Genomic DNA, 14,685 nt, shown 5'->3' with positions numbered 1-14,685 from the left:
TTGACGCTTTTCGGGTCGGGAGCGCTATCAGGGCTTCAGGCGGTAGCCCGAGCGGAAGACCCGCCACACCCACACGGCAAGCCCGATATTGAGTGCCAGCGTGTAAATCACCCCGATCGCGATATTGCTGTCCTGATGGCCGATAAAGCCGTAGCGGAAGCCGTCGATCAGATAGTGGAACGGGTTGCCGGCCGACAGGATCTGCCATGAAGGCGACAGCCGGTCGATCGTGTAGAAGGTGCCGGAGAGGAGCGACAGCGGCGCCACGATGAAGTTGGTGATGGCGGCCGCATGGTCGAACTTGTCGGCCCAGATGCCGGTCAACACCCCGGCAAGCGACAGCATCACCGAAGCGGAGACGGCGAAATAGACCACGGCCCAGAGATGGGTGATATGCATCGAAACGCCAGGCATCAGGAGGAAGGCGAAGCCGACCGAGAAACCGACGACAATCCCGCGCGTCACGCCGCCGCCCACGAAACCGAGGGTCAGCTCACTGGCCGACAGGGGCGGCATCAGCGTATCGACGATATTGCCCTGCACCTTGGCGATCAGCAGCGACGATGAGGTGTTGGCAAACGCATTCTGTAGAATGGCCATCACGATAAGACCGGGAGCGAGGAAGGTGCCGAACGACATGCCGGCGATCTGGCGTTTTTCGCCGCCAAGGGCCAGCGAGAAGATCACCATGAAAAGGATGGTGGTGACGGCAGGGGCCGCCAGCGTCTGCGCCCACACTTTCATGAAACGGCGGGTTTCACGCAGGTACAGGGTCCAAAGCCCCAGCCAGTTCATGGTGCCGATGGTGCGGCCTTCGATGGGCGCCGCCGCAGGACGGGGGGTCGTGGCCATGGGATATTGCCTCGCTCTTTCGTGTGTTTTTCGTGTGCACCATCATTAAATGTGCCGGTGCACCCTTGGCAAGGGCCTCACGAAAACGATATAAGCGACGGATTGCCCGTGATGACGGGTGAAAAAGCTTAAACCACCAATAAGAACGAAGGACGGGCCCTATGAGCTGGACCGACGAGCGTATCGAACTCCTGAAGAATCTCTGGGACAGCGGCCAGAGCGCCAGCCAGATCGCCAAGGAACTGGGCGAGGGAGTGACCCGCAACGCCGTGATCGGCAAGGCCCACCGCCTTGGCCTGAAGTCGCGCCCGTCGCCGGTGAAGGCCGACAAGCCGGAAGCGCCCGCTGCACCGAAGCGTGTGGAGAAGAAGGAAGCCAAGAAGCTTGTCACCCTTCTCGACCTCACCGACCGCATGTGCAAATGGCCGCACGGCCATCCGGGCGACGAGGATTTCCATTTCTGCGGCAAGCCGTCCGAACCCGGCATGCCTTACTGCGCCGCACACTGCGCCGAAGCCTATCAGGCCCAGCCGCCGCGCCGCGACCGTCGGCAGCCGCCGCGTCCGATTCTCTGATTCGCTGACACATCTTTCATATCGGGGGAGATACCTATGAAATCGCTGTCAAAAGCCCTTCTGGCTGCTGTCATCATCGCGACGCCGGCTGCTGCGCACGGCGACGAGGAACTGGCACCGCCGGTCGTCTTCCGCCATCAGGGCATGCAGATTGTCGTCAATTCGGCGATGGGCGCCATGTCGGTGCTGAAAGGCGAGGCAGGCTCGGACGAGAATCTGGTACCGCTTGCCGAGGCCCTTGTGGCGGGTGCCAAGGTTTCGCAGTCCGCCTTCAAGGTCGATACCCGCACCGTGCACGGCAAGGGTGAAGCCAAGGACCAGATCTGGGCGGAGTGGGACAAATTCTCAGCCGCTATGGACGGGTTTGTAGCCGATACCGAAGCCTTCCTTGCCGCTGCCAAAACCGGCGACAAGAGCGCTTCGATGGCAGCCCTCGGCAAGACCTTCAAGAACTGCAAGTCCTGCCACGACGTTTACAAGGAAAAGTAAGCGACCCCGCCGCCGATCAGAAGTGCGGAGACAAATGCCCAGAGCCCGTGCCCCCGCGCGGGCTCTTTCGTTTCCGGCGCCACGTCACGGATGCCCGTCACCATCGGTCGCACCAGATCGACCCGTTTGACGATCCGGTAGTAAAGCACCGCCGCCACATGAAGGCTGATCAGGCCAAACAGTGTGAAACCCAGCACTTCATGGATTTCGGTGATCAGGCCCGCCATCCCGCCATCGACTTTCGAAGCAAGCGGGCCGGAAAAGAACATATCATCGGTCGCAAAAAGGCCAAGGGCGGCCTGCGCGAAGGTCACCGCGAGCATGGCGACGACCGACCAGCCGCCGATCGGGTTGTGGCCCACATGGGCACCCGCATCCGCCTGCCGCGCGTAAGCTGCAACCGCCTTTGGTCCTTTCAGGAAATGGCTGAAACGGGAGGTCTCGCTGCCGATGAAGCCCCAGACGATCCGCCACAGGATGAGCCCGAGGATGGTGAGCCCCGCATAAAGATGCACCTTGGCCCAGACGCCGAACTTGTCCTCGAACGCCGAATAGGCCGAAAGGGCAATGGCAATCACAAGGGCCCAATGGAAAAGCCGGGTCGGCAGGTCCCACACCTGAATGCGCTTCATACATCCTCCATCATCTTCAGGATCGCTGCTTCCACCCGGGCAGCATCCGGCAGCCATGCGGCCTCGAGCGCCGGGGCATAGGGCACCGGCGTGTGCGGCGGGGTGATCGCAGCGGGAGCAGCCTTCAGCGACCTGAAGGCTTCCCGCACAACGAGCGAGACAAGCGCGTCGGCGACACCCGCAAAGGCAGCGCCTTCGTCAAGCACCGCAAACCGGCCAGTTTTGGCAACACTTGCAAGGATCGCCTCACGGTCCAGCGGATTGATCGTCACGGGATCGATCACCTCAACCCCGATGCCGCGCTTGGCAAGGTGGTCGGCAGCCGCTAGCGCCACAGGCACCATCGCAGCGATGGCCACGAGCGTGACGTCCGCACCTTGGCGCAAGGTCCGCGCCTTGCCAAACGGTACAGGCGGCAACTCAGGGTCGGCCGGGGTTTCCACATCGAACAGACCCTTGTGTTCAAAAATTACCACCGGGTCCGGGCCTTCAAGGGCGGTTTTCAGCAGCCCCGCTGCATCTGCCGAGTTTGAGGGGCACGCCACCCGCAGGCCCGCCACACTGGCTGCGAGGCCATAGTTGGACTGGCTGTGCATGGCACCCGATCCGTCCCCCGCGCCCATCGTGGTGCGGATCACAAGCGGCAGGCTGACCGTGCCGCCCGACAGGAAGCGCATTTTCGCCGCCTGGTTCATCAGCTGGTCAAAGCAAACGCCCAGAAAATCGCAGAACATGATCTCGACCACAGGCTTCATGCCGCTCATCGCGGCGCCAATGCCAAGGCCGAGGAAGGAGGTTTCCGATATCGGGGTATCCACCACCCGCGCCGGGCCGAAGCGTTCCTTGAGGCCCTTCGCCGCACCGAACACGCCGCCCATAGCAAGATCCTCGCCGATCAGGAAAACCGCAGGATCCGCCGCCATCACCTGATGCAGCGCTTCCGCCACCGCCTGCGGGATCGTCATCTGTTTCATGTAAGCCCCCCGAGGTCACGCGCCCAGAGGGCAAGGGTCGAGGGGTCGTCCATGGGCTCGAGTGCGGCTTCCTCGAACGCCGCGCGAGCGCGGGCCTCGGCTTCTTCCTCGATCCGGTGCAGGTTCGCCGCTGTCACCCCCGCTTCCACGAGGGTGGCGCGCAGGCGGTCGAGCGGGTCGGTGAGCTTTCCGTCCTTGCGGTAGCCCTGGTCTTCGCCGTGATAATGCCCGCCAACGCGGGAAACGTGTGCTTCGAGGAAAGCCGGTTGGCCGTTCGTGCGGATTTGCGAAACCAGATGACGCGTGGCAGCGTCCACCGCACCGAGGTCACCACCATCAACGCTTTCAGCATGCATCCCGAAAGCCCTGGCACGGGAGGCGAGCGGCGCACCGGCGCTGGCGTCCGCCCCGGTCGATTGCGCCCAGCCATTGTTGACGCAGACGAATAGCAAGGGCAGGCCAAGGACAATTGCGAGATTCATGGTTTCCATGACGCCGCCCTGTTGGGCTGCCCCCTCGCCGAAGAAAGCAACCGCGATGCCCCCATTTCCTTTGGATCTCGCGGCGAAGGCGGCGCCAGCCGCCAGCGGCACCTGCCCACCGACGATCCCGTTCGAACCCATGAAAAGCCCACCCGCAGGCACCAGATGCTGGGTACCGCCAAGCCCACCCGACAGGCTGCCGGTGCGGCCCATGATTTCGGCGGCAACGATGGCAGGCGCGATGCCGGCGGCGAGCGCGAGGCCGTGGCTGCGGTGCGAGCCTGTCACCCGATCCCGCGCCCCGTCCAGCTGGTGGAACACACCAAGCTCCACCAGTTCCTGCCCGCCGTTCAGGTGCACCACGCCCGGCACCTCGCCTGCATCGCGGGCACGCGCCACAGCCGCCTCGAAGGCGCGGGCGAATCGGGCGCGGGCATAAAGGGCGAGCTGATCGTCGGGGGTCATGGGCTGCCTGATGTCAAACAAGTGATCACCTAGCCTAGCCTTGAAGGTGGCATTTTGTCACGCAGGCAGCATTTGTGCGTGCATTTGCCGCACATTTACGTCATAAGCGCGGCGCACACAGCGGTCGGGCGCTTGACTCTGCCCCCCATGACCCCATATTAAACCTGAACGTTTTGGTCATGATTTACCGAACCTGCCGGTTCGGCCCTGACCCCGCACCCGGATGGATGATGTGCTGAAGCTGACCAACATTGCCGATTATGCCGTTGTGCTGATGAGCCGCCTGGCTCTTGGCGGCAACCGGCTGAACGCGCAGGATCTGTCGCTTCTGACCGGCATTCCGCTGCCCACGGTCTCGAAGGTGCTGCATCTTCTGTCGCGCTCGGGCGTGCTTGTGGCCCACCGGGGTGTGGCCGGCGGCTATACGCTGGCGCGCGGCGCCGAGGCCATCTCGATCGCCGATATCATCGAAGCGGTCGATGGCCCCATTGCCGTCACCCACTGCGTGGATACCGAAACCTCGGACTGCTGCATCGATCATACATGCAATGTGCGTCCGCACTGGCAGCTCATCAATGGCGCCGTGCGCGGGGCACTGGATGACGTGAAACTCTCGGCGCTTGCAGCGCCGCCCGCTGGCGGCTGCTCCGCCGGGCACAAGGAAGCTTGATATGGCTGGCACCACAGAAACCCGGGAACAGGTCCGTGAACTGACGGGCGAATACAAGTATGGCTTCGTCTCGGATATCGAGATGGACATGGCGCCCAAGGGCCTGAACGAAGACGTGATCCGCTTCATCTCCGCGAAGAAGCAGGAGCCCGAGTGGATGCTCGAATGGCGCCTCAAAGCTTACCGCGCGTGGCTGAAGATGGAAGAGCCCGACTGGGCGAAGCTCGATTTCCCGCGGATCGACTATAACGATATCTATTATTACGCCGCGCCGAAATCGCAGGACAAACCGAAGAGCCTTGATGAGGTCGACCCCGCCCTTCTTGAGACTTACAAGAAGCTCGGCATTCCCCTTGAGGAACAGAAGGTGCTGGCCGGTGTTGAAGGCGCCCGCAAGGTGGCGGTTGATGCCGTGTTCGACAGCGTGTCGGTCGCGACCACCTTCCGCGAGGAACTGAAGAAGGCCGGTGTCATCTTCATGTCGATCTCGGAAGCCGTGCGCGAGTACCCGGACCTTGTGAAAAAGCACCTCGGCACCGTCGTGCCGGTCCGCGACAATTATTTCGCCGCGCTCAACTGCGCTGTCTTCTCGGACGGGACGTTTGTCTATGTGCCGAAGGGCGTGCGCTGCCCGATGGAGCTTTCCACCTATTTCCGGATCAATGCCGAAAATACCGGCCAGTTCGAGCGCACCCTGATCGTCGCCGACGAAGGCGCCTATGTCTCGTACCTCGAGGGCTGCACGGCCCCGATGCGCGACGAGAACCAGCTGCATGCCGCGGTCGTCGAGCTTGTGGCGCTGGATGACGCAGAGATCAAATATTCGACCGTCCAGAACTGGTACCCCGGCGACAAGGACGGGAAGGGCGGCATCTATAATTTCGTCACCAAACGCGCGCTCTGCAAAGGCAAAAACTCGAAGGTGAGCTGGACGCAGGTGGAAACCGGCTCGGCCATCACCTGGAAATATCCGAGCTGCGTGCTTCAGGGCGAAAATTCGGTCGGCGAGTTCTATTCGGTCGCCGTCACCAACAATCGCCAGCAGGCGGATACCGGCACCAAGATGATCCATATGGGTTCGGGCTCGCGCTCCACGATCATCTCGAAAGGCATCTCGGCCGGTCGCTCGCAGAATACCTACCGGGGCCTTGTGAAGGTGCTGGCAGGCGCTGAAGGTGTGCGCAACTTCACCCAGTGCGACAGCCTTCTGGTCTCGTCCGACTGCGGCGCGCACACGGTGCCCTATATCGAGGTGCATAATCCCTCGGCCCAGATCGAGCACGAGGCCACCACCTCGAAAATTTCGGAAGACCAGCTTTTCTACGCCATGAGCCGCGGGCTCGGCGAGGAAGAGGCGGTCGCCCTTATTGTGAACGGCTTCTGCAAGGAAGTGATGCAGCAGCTCCCCATGGAATTCGCGGTCGAGGCGCAAAAGCTTCTCGGCATCAGCCTTGAAGGCAGCGTCGGCTAAGGACTTGATTGATATGAGCAACCTTCTCGATATCCAGAACCTCACCGTCAAGGTCGGCGACAAGCAGATCCTGAACGGCCTGACGCTTGCCATGAAGCCCGGTGAAGTGCATGCCATCATGGGGCCGAACGGCGCGGGCAAATCGACGCTCGCCTCCACACTCGCCGGCCGCGAGGATTATGACGTGACAGGCGGCAGTGTCACCTTCAACGGCGAGGACCTCTTGGCCCTTGAAGCGCATGAGCGCGCCGCTGCCGGCGTTTTCCTCGGCTTCCAGTATCCGGTCGAGATCCCCGGCGTTTCGAACCTGAATTTCCTGCGGACGGCCCTGAACAGCCAGCGCAAGATCCGGGGCGAAAGCGAAGTATCAGCCGCCGAATTCATGAAGATCGTGAAAGAGAAGGCAGCCGGCCTGAAGATGGACATGGACATGCTGAAGCGGTTCGTGAATGTCGGCTTCTCGGGCGGCGAGAAAAAGCGGAACGAGATGGTGCAGATGGCGGTGCTGAACCCCACGCTGGCCATCCTTGATGAAACCGATTCCGGCCTCGATATCGATGCCCTGCGCACGGTTTCCGAAGGCATCAACGCCCAGCGGCGCGATGACACCGCGATCCTGCTGATCACCCACTATCAACGCCTCCTCGATTATGTGCGCCCTGATGTCATCCATGTGATGGCCAAGGGCAAGATCGTGCGCTCGGGCGGACCGTCGCTCGCCCGCGAGCTTGAGGAACGCGGTTACGCGGATGTCGCGTGAGGGACGATAGACCCATGCTGAACGCTGCATATACGCTCTATGAAGGTTTCGCCGAGGCGCAGGACGGGCTTGGCGCCTTCCGCACGGCGGCGCGCGAGCGCCTCGCGACAACCGACTGGCCGCACCTGAAAACCGAAGCCTGGCGCTATAGCGACCTCAAAGCCCTGAAAGCCGAAGCTTTCGCCCCGGCCGAAGCCGCCGACGCCAAGGTACCGACACCGCTCGTCGCCGACATGGGCCAGCTTGTGTTCGTGGGTGGGCATTTCCGCGCTGATCTTTCAGCCACCCCCGCCTTCGCCAAAACGCTGGATAGCACCGATGGCCTTGCCCTGGGTGACGACGCGCCAGCGCTTCTAGCGGCCCTTTTCGCCGGACACGGCCTTGCGCTTGATGTGCCGACTGGCACAGATGGTGGCTCCTATGAGATCGTTCATATCGCCCCCGCTGAAGGCCGTTCGGCCCATGCCCGGATCAAGGTAAGCCTCGCCGAAGGCGCCTCGCTGACGCTTGTCGAGCGCTTCACCGGCGACACCCGCGCCTGGAGCAATCCGGCGATGGACGTCACCGTGGCGAAAGGCGCGAGCCTTAGGCACCTGCGTCTGATCGAAGAGGGTGAAACCACGCTCCACACCGGCCGCGCCCATGTGCGCGTAGCGGGTGGCGGTGCCTATCAGGGCTTCGGCCTGATGGCCGGCGGTTCGCTCACCCGGTTCGAGGCGCATGTGACGATTGAAGGCGAGGAAGCCGAGGCCGGCTTTGACGGCGTGATGCTGGCAGGTGCCCACCAGTCGCACGATATCCTGACCCATGTGACCCATGCTGTGGGCGGGGCGGACAGCGATCAGGTGATCCGCGCGATTGCAGCCGGGAAAGGCCATGCCTCCTTCCAGGGCAAGGTGACGGTTGCCCATCAGGCACAGAAAACCGATGCCAATCAGTCCTTCAAAGCACTGCTGCTGGACCGCACGGCGCGCGCCAACGCGAAGCCTGAGCTTGAGATTTACGCCGACGACGTGAAATGCAGCCACGGCGCCACCGTGGGGGAACTGGACCGCAAGGCGTTCCATTATCTCACCTCCCGCGGGATCGATCCGGCAACCGCCCGCCGCATGCTGGTCGAAGCCTTCATGGGCGATGCGCTGGTGCGCCTGACCGACGAGACCCTCATGGAAACCGTCTCCACCATCATTGCCGGCTGGATGCAGGCACATGAAGAAGGGGCCGCCGCATGACCGCCCCTGTCGCCAATCTCATCCCGTTTGACGTGGAAGCCGTCCGCGCCGAGTTTCCGATTCTGAAGGAAACCGTGCACGGCAAGCCGCTCGCTTTCCTTGATACGGCCGCGAGCGCCCAGAAGCCCCGCGCCGTGATCGAGGCCGAGAAGGACCTGTACGAGCATTATTATGCGAACATCCACCGGGGTGTTTACAAGTTCAGCCAGGACGCGACCGAGGCTTATGAAAACAGCCGGGTGGCCATCGCGCGTTTCATCAATGCCGCGAAGCCGCTCGAATGCCTGTTCGTTCGCGGTGCCACGGAAGGCATCAATCTCGTGGCCCAGACATGGGGTCGGGTGAATATCAAGGCGGGCGACGAAATCCTGCTGACCGAGATGGAGCACCATTCGAACATCGTGCCGTGGCAAATCCTCGCCGAGGAAAAAGGCGCTGTGGTCAAGGCCGTGCCGATCCATGACGACGGCAGCCTCGATATGGATGCCTACCGCGCCATGCTCGGCTCCGGCCGGGTGAAGATCTTGGGGGCAGCGCATATTTCCAACTCGATCGGCACGCAGAATCCGGTGAAGGAAATGATCCGTCTGGCGCATGATGCCGGTGCGGTCGTCCTTATCGACGGTTGTCAGGCAGCCCCGCACCTCAAAATCGATGTGCAGGATTTGGACGCCGACTTCTATGCTTTCTCGGCCCACAAGATGTACGGCCCTACAGGCATCGGCGTGATCTACGGCAAAGAACGGCTCTTGGACGCCATGCCCCCGTGGCAGGGCGGCGGCGACATGATCAAGACGGTCACGTTTGCTGGCACCACCTTCAACGACCTGCCCTACAAGTTCGAAGCCGGCACCCCGCACATCGCGGGCGGTATCGCCTTCAAGCCGGCCATCGAGTTTATCGAGCGGATCGGGCATGACGCGATCCACGCGCATGAAGCCGACCTGCTCGAGTACGCAACCCGTCAGCTTGGCAGCCTTAATAGCGTACGGCTCATCGGTACGGCACCCGAAAAAGGCGCGCTTGTCAGCTTCGTGATGGATATGGCGCACCCGCATGATATCGGTACGATCCTTGACCGGCAGGGTATTGCTGTCCGCGCAGGGCACCACTGCGCTCAGCCGGTGATGGACCGTTTTGGCATCCCCGGCACGGTACGCGCCAGCTTCGGCGTCTATACGACAAGGGACGAGATCGACCGTCTGGTCGCAGGCCTGAACAAAGTGATGGATATTTTCGGATGAACGAGACGAGCAAACCGGAACGCGATGTGATGGCGGTCGGCGGCGATTATCCGTCCGAGAACCTGCCGAACCGCCCCTCGACCCGCCCGCGCGCTGCCGATATTGCGGGCACGAGCGAGGATGAAGGCGGCTATTTCCTCGACAAGTTTCTGGGCGAGCCGAAAGGCGAAGAAGCTGCAGAAGCGAAAGCCGTGAGCGAAGCCGAAGCTGCCACTATCGCCGACCGCGTGGTTGAAGCCCTGCGCGAGATTTACGACCCCGAAATCCCGGTCAATATTTACGAACTCGGCCTCGTGTACGGGGTGGATGTGGACGACAAGGGACAGGTCACTGTCACCATGACGCTGACCACGCCCCACTGCCCGGTGGCGGAATCGATGCCGGGCGAAGTGGAGCTGAAAGTGAATGCCGTCGAAGGCGTGAACGGCTCCGAGGTCAAGCTTGTCTGGGACCCGCCGTGGGACATGAGCAAGATGTCCGACGAAGCCCGGCTCGAACTTGGCATGCTGTAAGGAAGGACCCGACCCATGAGTGTGATCGACATTACCGACAAGGCAGCCGAACGCATCAAGGCGCTCCTTGAAAATCGCCCCGAGGCCATCGGGCTGAAGCTCGGCACCGATACCAAGGGCTGCTCGGGCCTTGGCTACAAGATCGACTATGTGACCGAAGCCGATCCCTCGGACGAGAAGGTGGAAGCGAACGGCGTGGCCGTATTTGTGGACCGCAAGTCGCTTCTCTATCTCCTCGGCACCCGGATGGACTGGGAAGAAAGCCGTTTCTCGACGGGCTTCACCTTCACTAATCCCAATGAAAAGGGTCGCTGCGGCTGCGGCGAAAGCTTCCACGTATAACCATCCCCCGCTGGCGGAGCGGCCCGGCGCCGATTGACAGTCGTTCGCATTGACTGCACACTCGGCGCCCAACGACCCCACGCGCCCACCCGACCGGCATGTGCCGCCCCTTGGAGCCCGAAGGCCGCCCGTGTTTTCAGCCCGCTACAATCCCGTCATTCATGTGATCGGCCTCCTCCTGATGGGGCTCGCCTTCTTCATGTTCATCCCCTTCTTCGTGAATGTGGGGGCAGAAGGAGACCTGCTGATCGGTTTCGAAGTGTCGGCCGCCGCCACGGGCTTTGCGGGCCTTCTGATGATATTGGCAACGCGCGGCGAAGGCACCCAGATCCTTGACCTGCGGCAGGGCTTTCTTTTGACCAGTCTGGCGTGGCTGCTGCTGCCGGCTTTTGCCGCGCTCCCTTTCCTGCAGTTCGGCCTCGATTATGCCGACGCCTATTTCGAAGCGGTTTCGGGGATCACGACAACCGGCTCCACCGTGATGTCCGGGCTCGACACGCTGCCGACCGGCATCCTTCTGTGGCGGGCTTTCCTGAACTGGCTGGGCGGCATCGGGATCATCGTGATGGCCATCATCCTTCTGCCGTTCCTGCGGATCGGCGGGATGCAGCTTTTCAAGACGGAAAGCTCGGACCAGTCGGAAAAGATCATCCCGAAGGCCGCTGAAATGGTGAACTGGATTACCGGCGCCTATACCGGCCTCACCATCCTTTGCGCGCTTCTCTATTATATCGGCGGCATGACCGGTTTCGATGCCATCTGCCATGCCATGTCAACGCTGGCGACCGGGGGCTTCGCCAACTATGACGCCTCCTTCGGGCATTTCACCAACCCCTTCATCCACTGGGTGGCGATCTTTTTCATGATCGCGGGGGCCCTGCCCTTCAACGCCTGGATCCGGCTGATGCGCGGGGACCGCAAGGCTTTCTTCCGCGATCCCCAGATCATGGCGCTGATGCGCTTCTTCCTGATCACGGTCAGCATCATGGCGCTGTGGCTGTCGATCAAAACGCACATGCCACTTGTCGATGCCATCCGCCTGACCGCCTTCAACATCGTCTCGGTCGTCACCACCACAGGCTTCGCGACGACCGATTATACGCTGTGGGGGGAGGCCGCCATCGGCGCTTTCTTCCTGCTCACCTTCGTCGGCGGCTGTGCGGGCTCCACCTCGGGCGGGATCAAGGTTTACCGATTCCAGATCCTGTGGGTTGCCATGACCGGCCAGATGAAGAAACTGATGAGCCCGCACCGCACGGTCGTGATGCTCTATCAGGGCCGCCGCCTGCCCGAAGCGCTGCTGATTTCGGTGCTGGCCTTTCTCGCGGCTTATTTCGCCTCCACCGCTGCGGTGACACTGGCGCTCACCTTCATGGGGCTTGATCTCGTCACCGCGCTCACCGCCGCCGCCACGGCCATCAGTAACGTCGGCCCCGGCCTTGGCCAGATCATCGGGCCAGCGGGCAATTTCGCGAGCCTGCCGGACGGTGCCAAATGGCTTCTCTCCTTCACCATGATCCTCGGGCGGCTCGAGATTTTCACGCTGTTCCTGCTGTTCGACCCTTACTTCTGGAAAGACTGATCCCGCCTGCGGGCGGGCGCTTGTCCGTTGTGCGGCAGCGGAAGGTGAACCAGTGGGTACGGCTGCCGTCAGGCCCGGTTGAAACACCGTGGGTGCCGCCAAGCACAGCAACCAGATCGCGCGTCATCAACGCGGCGGCATCCATGCCATAGTCATCGGCCTTGCGCCGGCCGCCCGGATATTCGACCGACATGCGAATGAGGAAGGCACCATCGGCGTTTGCCGGCCCCACCTGCTGGTCCACACTCAACTGCACGACAATCCCGCCCGTGCCGCTTGAAGCATAGGCGGCATCCACAAGATGCCCCATCGCCTGCTTCAGGGTTACGGGATCGGCATGGATCATCACGGGCATGGCCTCGGCCACCGAAACCTGCGCCTGACGGCCATCCAGCACTTCCTCGACAAGTTCGACAAGATCGAAATCATGGGCATTGTCGTGCGGGTCGCGCTGCATCCGGGCCGAGAAGCGGGTAACCTGATCGAGCATGATGAGGACCGACGTGACGTGCGAGCGGATACCGGCGATCGTCTCGCGCTGCTCGCCCGTCAGCGGCGAATCGGCAAGCATGCGGGTGGCCCCGATGATGTCCGTCATCGGGCCCCGGATTTCCTCGCTGATCGTCACCAGATATTCGGACTTGGCCTTGCTCTCCGAGCGCGCCGCAACGAGCGCCCGGTCGCTCGCCTGCCGTTCGGTGAAATCGTGGCTCGCATCGGTGAAGGTGACGACTGCGCCGGTGACGCGTTCACCATCATTCATCGGCACGCTGACATAGCGAACAGGCACCGGGTGGCCTTCTTTGTGCCAGAAGACCTCATTATCGACAGTGCTGGACCGGCTCTCGGCACAAGCTGCAAAAACCGGGCAGCATTGCACAGGATAGGGGCTGCCGTTCGCATAGGCATGATGCAGCATCGCATGCATATTGTGGCCGATCAGCTCCTGCGGTTCGTAACCGAGGATCCTGCAGGCCATGGGGTTGACGAATGTCATGCGGTGCGAGGCATCAACGCCAATGACCCCTTCCCCGGCGCTGTCCAGGATCATCCTCAGCTGCAGGTCGCGCCCTTCGATTTCAGCGTCCTTGGTGCGCAGGCGGCGCAAAAGCCCCGTGCCGCCGAACACCAGCACCATGCAGAAGAAGGCGATGACGGCGGCGAAGGCATAGATGCCGTTCGAGATAAGGTCGAGCTGGCGGTAGGCTTCCGCCCGGTCGATTTCCGTCGCGATACCGATATCGAGATCATTGTTCCAGACCCAGGCGCCCAGCACCATCACCCCGCGATAGTCGCGGTAACCCTTGATATCGTGCCCGGCCCGCCCGTTCGTCAGTTCGTGCGCCATCCTGGTCAGCGGCTGAGCGGGGCGGGGCATTGTGCGGTCGCGCGGGTTGCTCACCAGATTGATGCCGGGATCGCGGACTTCGACATTCAGCATGCTCGGCGCATCCGCTGCAATGAGGCCGATCTCGCGCAAATGGTCAGTGAAACGGCTTTCGCTCGCCAGCCGTCCGAATCTGTCCACCGCATAGGTTTCGCCCGTCAGGCCGAGGCGCCCGCGCTGGAACACGCTCATGAAACTGCCGGCCGTGTTGACGCGCGCCACGAACACCGCCTTCACCGAACCATCCGGGCCCCTGATCGGCCCCATGGCAAAGATGGTACTCGCGCTATGGCTCAGCTGCCCGTCCGGCATTTCAAGCGGGATGCGGGAAAAAACGGGCGGTGTGAGGACCTGTTCGCCCGCCAGCGCCCGGCCAAACAGCTCAGCTTTGCCAGGATAGGGTACGAAATGGCTGCCAATGAGCGCCGGCCGAGCCGCCGACAGCACCAGTTGCTCGGGCGAGACGACCAGATAGCCGACAAGCGCATGATCGATGACCCAAAGGCCGACCGCATCGCGCAACCGGCGCTGCGCCGGGTGAGAGGCAAGGTCATTGATCCCGCCCGATGCGACCGATGCCAGCAACTCCTCGGTGGCCGCCATCACCTCGGCATTGTGGGTGGGATAATCGAGCGACCGGCGCTGATGCTCCACCCATTCGCCGAGGGCGTCGTTGCTGGAATCCAGCACCAGCGTCATGGTTTCCAGAAGATCGCCCCGCACGGTGGAACGGATCGCCGACACGGTGGTTGCCGCACCAACGGCGGCGACAAGCAGAATGAGGATGACGGCAATGGCAGCCCAGCGTTTCACCTGCCGGTCCATCTGGGCGTGTTCGGATGTGTGTCCGTCAGTCATGCCAGCCCCCATCGTCACCCGCAAAGGATGAGAAGCAAGCGACCATGTTGCAAGCAATTTTATGATTTTTCGCAGGAAAAGTGGTGCCGCAGAAGGGACTCGAACCCCCGACCCCCTCATTACGAATGAGGTGCTCTACCAACTGAGCTACTGCGGCC

General features: G+C 62.2%; 15 protein-coding genes and 1 tRNA gene. 10 read left to right on the top strand and 6 right to left on the bottom strand.

The window, feature by feature from the left end:
* Positions 1-27: 27 nt before the first annotated feature.
* On the bottom strand, positions 28-852 hold the full coding sequence (locus OU694_RS11820; protein ID WP_308911210.1) for an ABC transporter permease: 825 nt from the start codon (positions 850-852) through the stop codon (positions 28-30).
* A gap of 161 nt (positions 853-1,013) precedes the next feature.
* On the opposite strand from OU694_RS11820, the gene OU694_RS11815 reads away from it, so the two are divergent.
* Complete coding sequence (locus tag OU694_RS11815; RefSeq protein ID WP_308911209.1) at positions 1,014-1,427, top strand: GcrA family cell cycle regulator; 414 nt, start codon at positions 1,014-1,016, stop codon at positions 1,425-1,427.
* 36 nt (positions 1,428-1,463) lie between these two features.
* Positions 1,464-1,916, top strand: coding sequence for a c-type cytochrome (locus OU694_RS11810; protein ID WP_308911208.1), 453 nt, complete (start codon positions 1,464-1,466; stop codon positions 1,914-1,916).
* Here OU694_RS11810 and OU694_RS11805 read toward each other — a convergent pair.
* The 3 genes from OU694_RS11805 to OU694_RS11795 are packed head-to-tail and all read right to left on the bottom strand — an operon-like array spanning position 1,901 to position 4,469.
* Positions 1,901-2,548, bottom strand: a complete 648-nt coding sequence (locus tag OU694_RS11805) for a cytochrome b/b6 domain-containing protein (RefSeq protein ID WP_308911207.1) — start codon at positions 2,546-2,548, stop codon at positions 1,901-1,903. The genes OU694_RS11810 and OU694_RS11805 overlap by 16 nt on opposite strands.
* Positions 2,545-3,522: an alpha-ketoacid dehydrogenase subunit beta gene (locus OU694_RS11800; RefSeq protein ID WP_308911206.1), complete on the bottom strand. Its 978-nt coding sequence runs from the start codon at positions 3,520-3,522 to the stop codon at positions 2,545-2,547. Before OU694_RS11800 ends, OU694_RS11805 begins: the two co-directional genes overlap by 4 nt.
* Complete coding sequence (locus OU694_RS11795) at positions 3,519-4,469, bottom strand: thiamine pyrophosphate-dependent enzyme (RefSeq protein ID WP_308911205.1); 951 nt, start codon at positions 4,467-4,469, stop codon at positions 3,519-3,521. The genes OU694_RS11800 and OU694_RS11795 overlap by 4 nt, the downstream gene beginning before the upstream one ends.
* A 232-nt stretch (positions 4,470-4,701) precedes the next feature.
* On the opposite strand from OU694_RS11795, the gene OU694_RS11790 reads away from it, so the two are divergent.
* The 8 genes from OU694_RS11790 to OU694_RS11755 all read left to right on the top strand — a co-directional run bounded on the left by OU694_RS11790 (position 4,702) and on the right by OU694_RS11755 (position 12,282).
* A complete protein-coding gene (locus OU694_RS11790; RefSeq protein WP_308911204.1) occupies positions 4,702-5,139 on the top strand; it encodes an SUF system Fe-S cluster assembly regulator in 438 nt (145 codons plus the stop codon).
* Between the two features lies 1 nt (position 5,140).
* Entirely contained in the window at positions 5,141-6,610 is a 1,470-nt protein-coding gene (gene sufB, locus OU694_RS11785) for a Fe-S cluster assembly protein SufB (RefSeq protein WP_308911203.1), read from the top strand.
* Positions 6,611-6,623: 13 nt separating this feature from the next.
* Complete coding sequence (sufC, locus tag OU694_RS11780) at positions 6,624-7,370, top strand: Fe-S cluster assembly ATPase SufC (protein ID WP_308911202.1); 747 nt, start codon at positions 6,624-6,626, stop codon at positions 7,368-7,370.
* Between the two features lie 14 nt (positions 7,371-7,384).
* Positions 7,385-8,602 carry a Fe-S cluster assembly protein SufD gene (gene sufD, locus OU694_RS11775; protein WP_308911201.1) on the top strand — a complete coding sequence of 406 codons (1,218 nt, stop codon included), beginning with the start codon at positions 7,385-7,387 and terminating at the stop codon, positions 8,600-8,602.
* Positions 8,599-9,846 carry a cysteine desulfurase gene (locus OU694_RS11770; protein ID WP_308911200.1) on the top strand — a complete coding sequence of 416 codons (1,248 nt, stop codon included), beginning with the start codon at positions 8,599-8,601 and terminating at the stop codon, positions 9,844-9,846. Before sufD ends, OU694_RS11770 begins: the two co-directional genes overlap by 4 nt.
* Positions 9,843-10,358: an SUF system Fe-S cluster assembly protein gene (locus OU694_RS11765; RefSeq protein WP_308911199.1), complete on the top strand. Its 516-nt coding sequence runs from the start codon at positions 9,843-9,845 to the stop codon at positions 10,356-10,358. The genes OU694_RS11770 and OU694_RS11765 overlap by 4 nt, the downstream gene beginning before the upstream one ends.
* A 15-nt stretch (positions 10,359-10,373) precedes the next feature.
* Positions 10,374-10,700 (top strand): HesB/IscA family protein, encoded by a 327-nt coding sequence (locus OU694_RS11760; RefSeq protein WP_308911198.1) that lies wholly within the window; start codon positions 10,374-10,376, stop codon positions 10,698-10,700.
* Positions 10,701-10,830: 130 nt separating this feature from the next.
* The gene (locus OU694_RS11755; protein ID WP_308911197.1) at positions 10,831-12,282 is read left to right on the top strand and encodes a TrkH family potassium uptake protein; all 1,452 of its coding nucleotides are present in this window, start codon (positions 10,831-10,833) and stop codon (positions 12,280-12,282) included.
* On the opposite strand, the gene OU694_RS11750 is transcribed toward OU694_RS11755, so the two are convergent.
* A complete protein-coding gene (locus OU694_RS11750; protein WP_308911196.1) occupies positions 12,239-14,527 on the bottom strand; it encodes a PAS domain S-box protein in 2,289 nt (762 codons plus the stop codon). The two genes, OU694_RS11755 and OU694_RS11750, sit on opposite strands and share 44 nt — an antisense overlap.
* Positions 14,528-14,608: 81 nt before the next feature.
* Positions 14,609-14,684, bottom strand: a tRNA-Thr gene (locus OU694_RS11745).
* Position 14,685 lies beyond the last annotated feature (1 nt).

Source organism: Pseudokordiimonas caeni (assembly GCF_026719705.1).
Classification (GTDB): Bacteria; Pseudomonadota; Alphaproteobacteria; order Sphingomonadales; family Kordiimonadaceae; genus Gimibacter; species Gimibacter caeni.
Note: the sequence above shows the minus strand (reverse complement) of the source record. Positions and strands in the feature narration are given on the sequence as shown.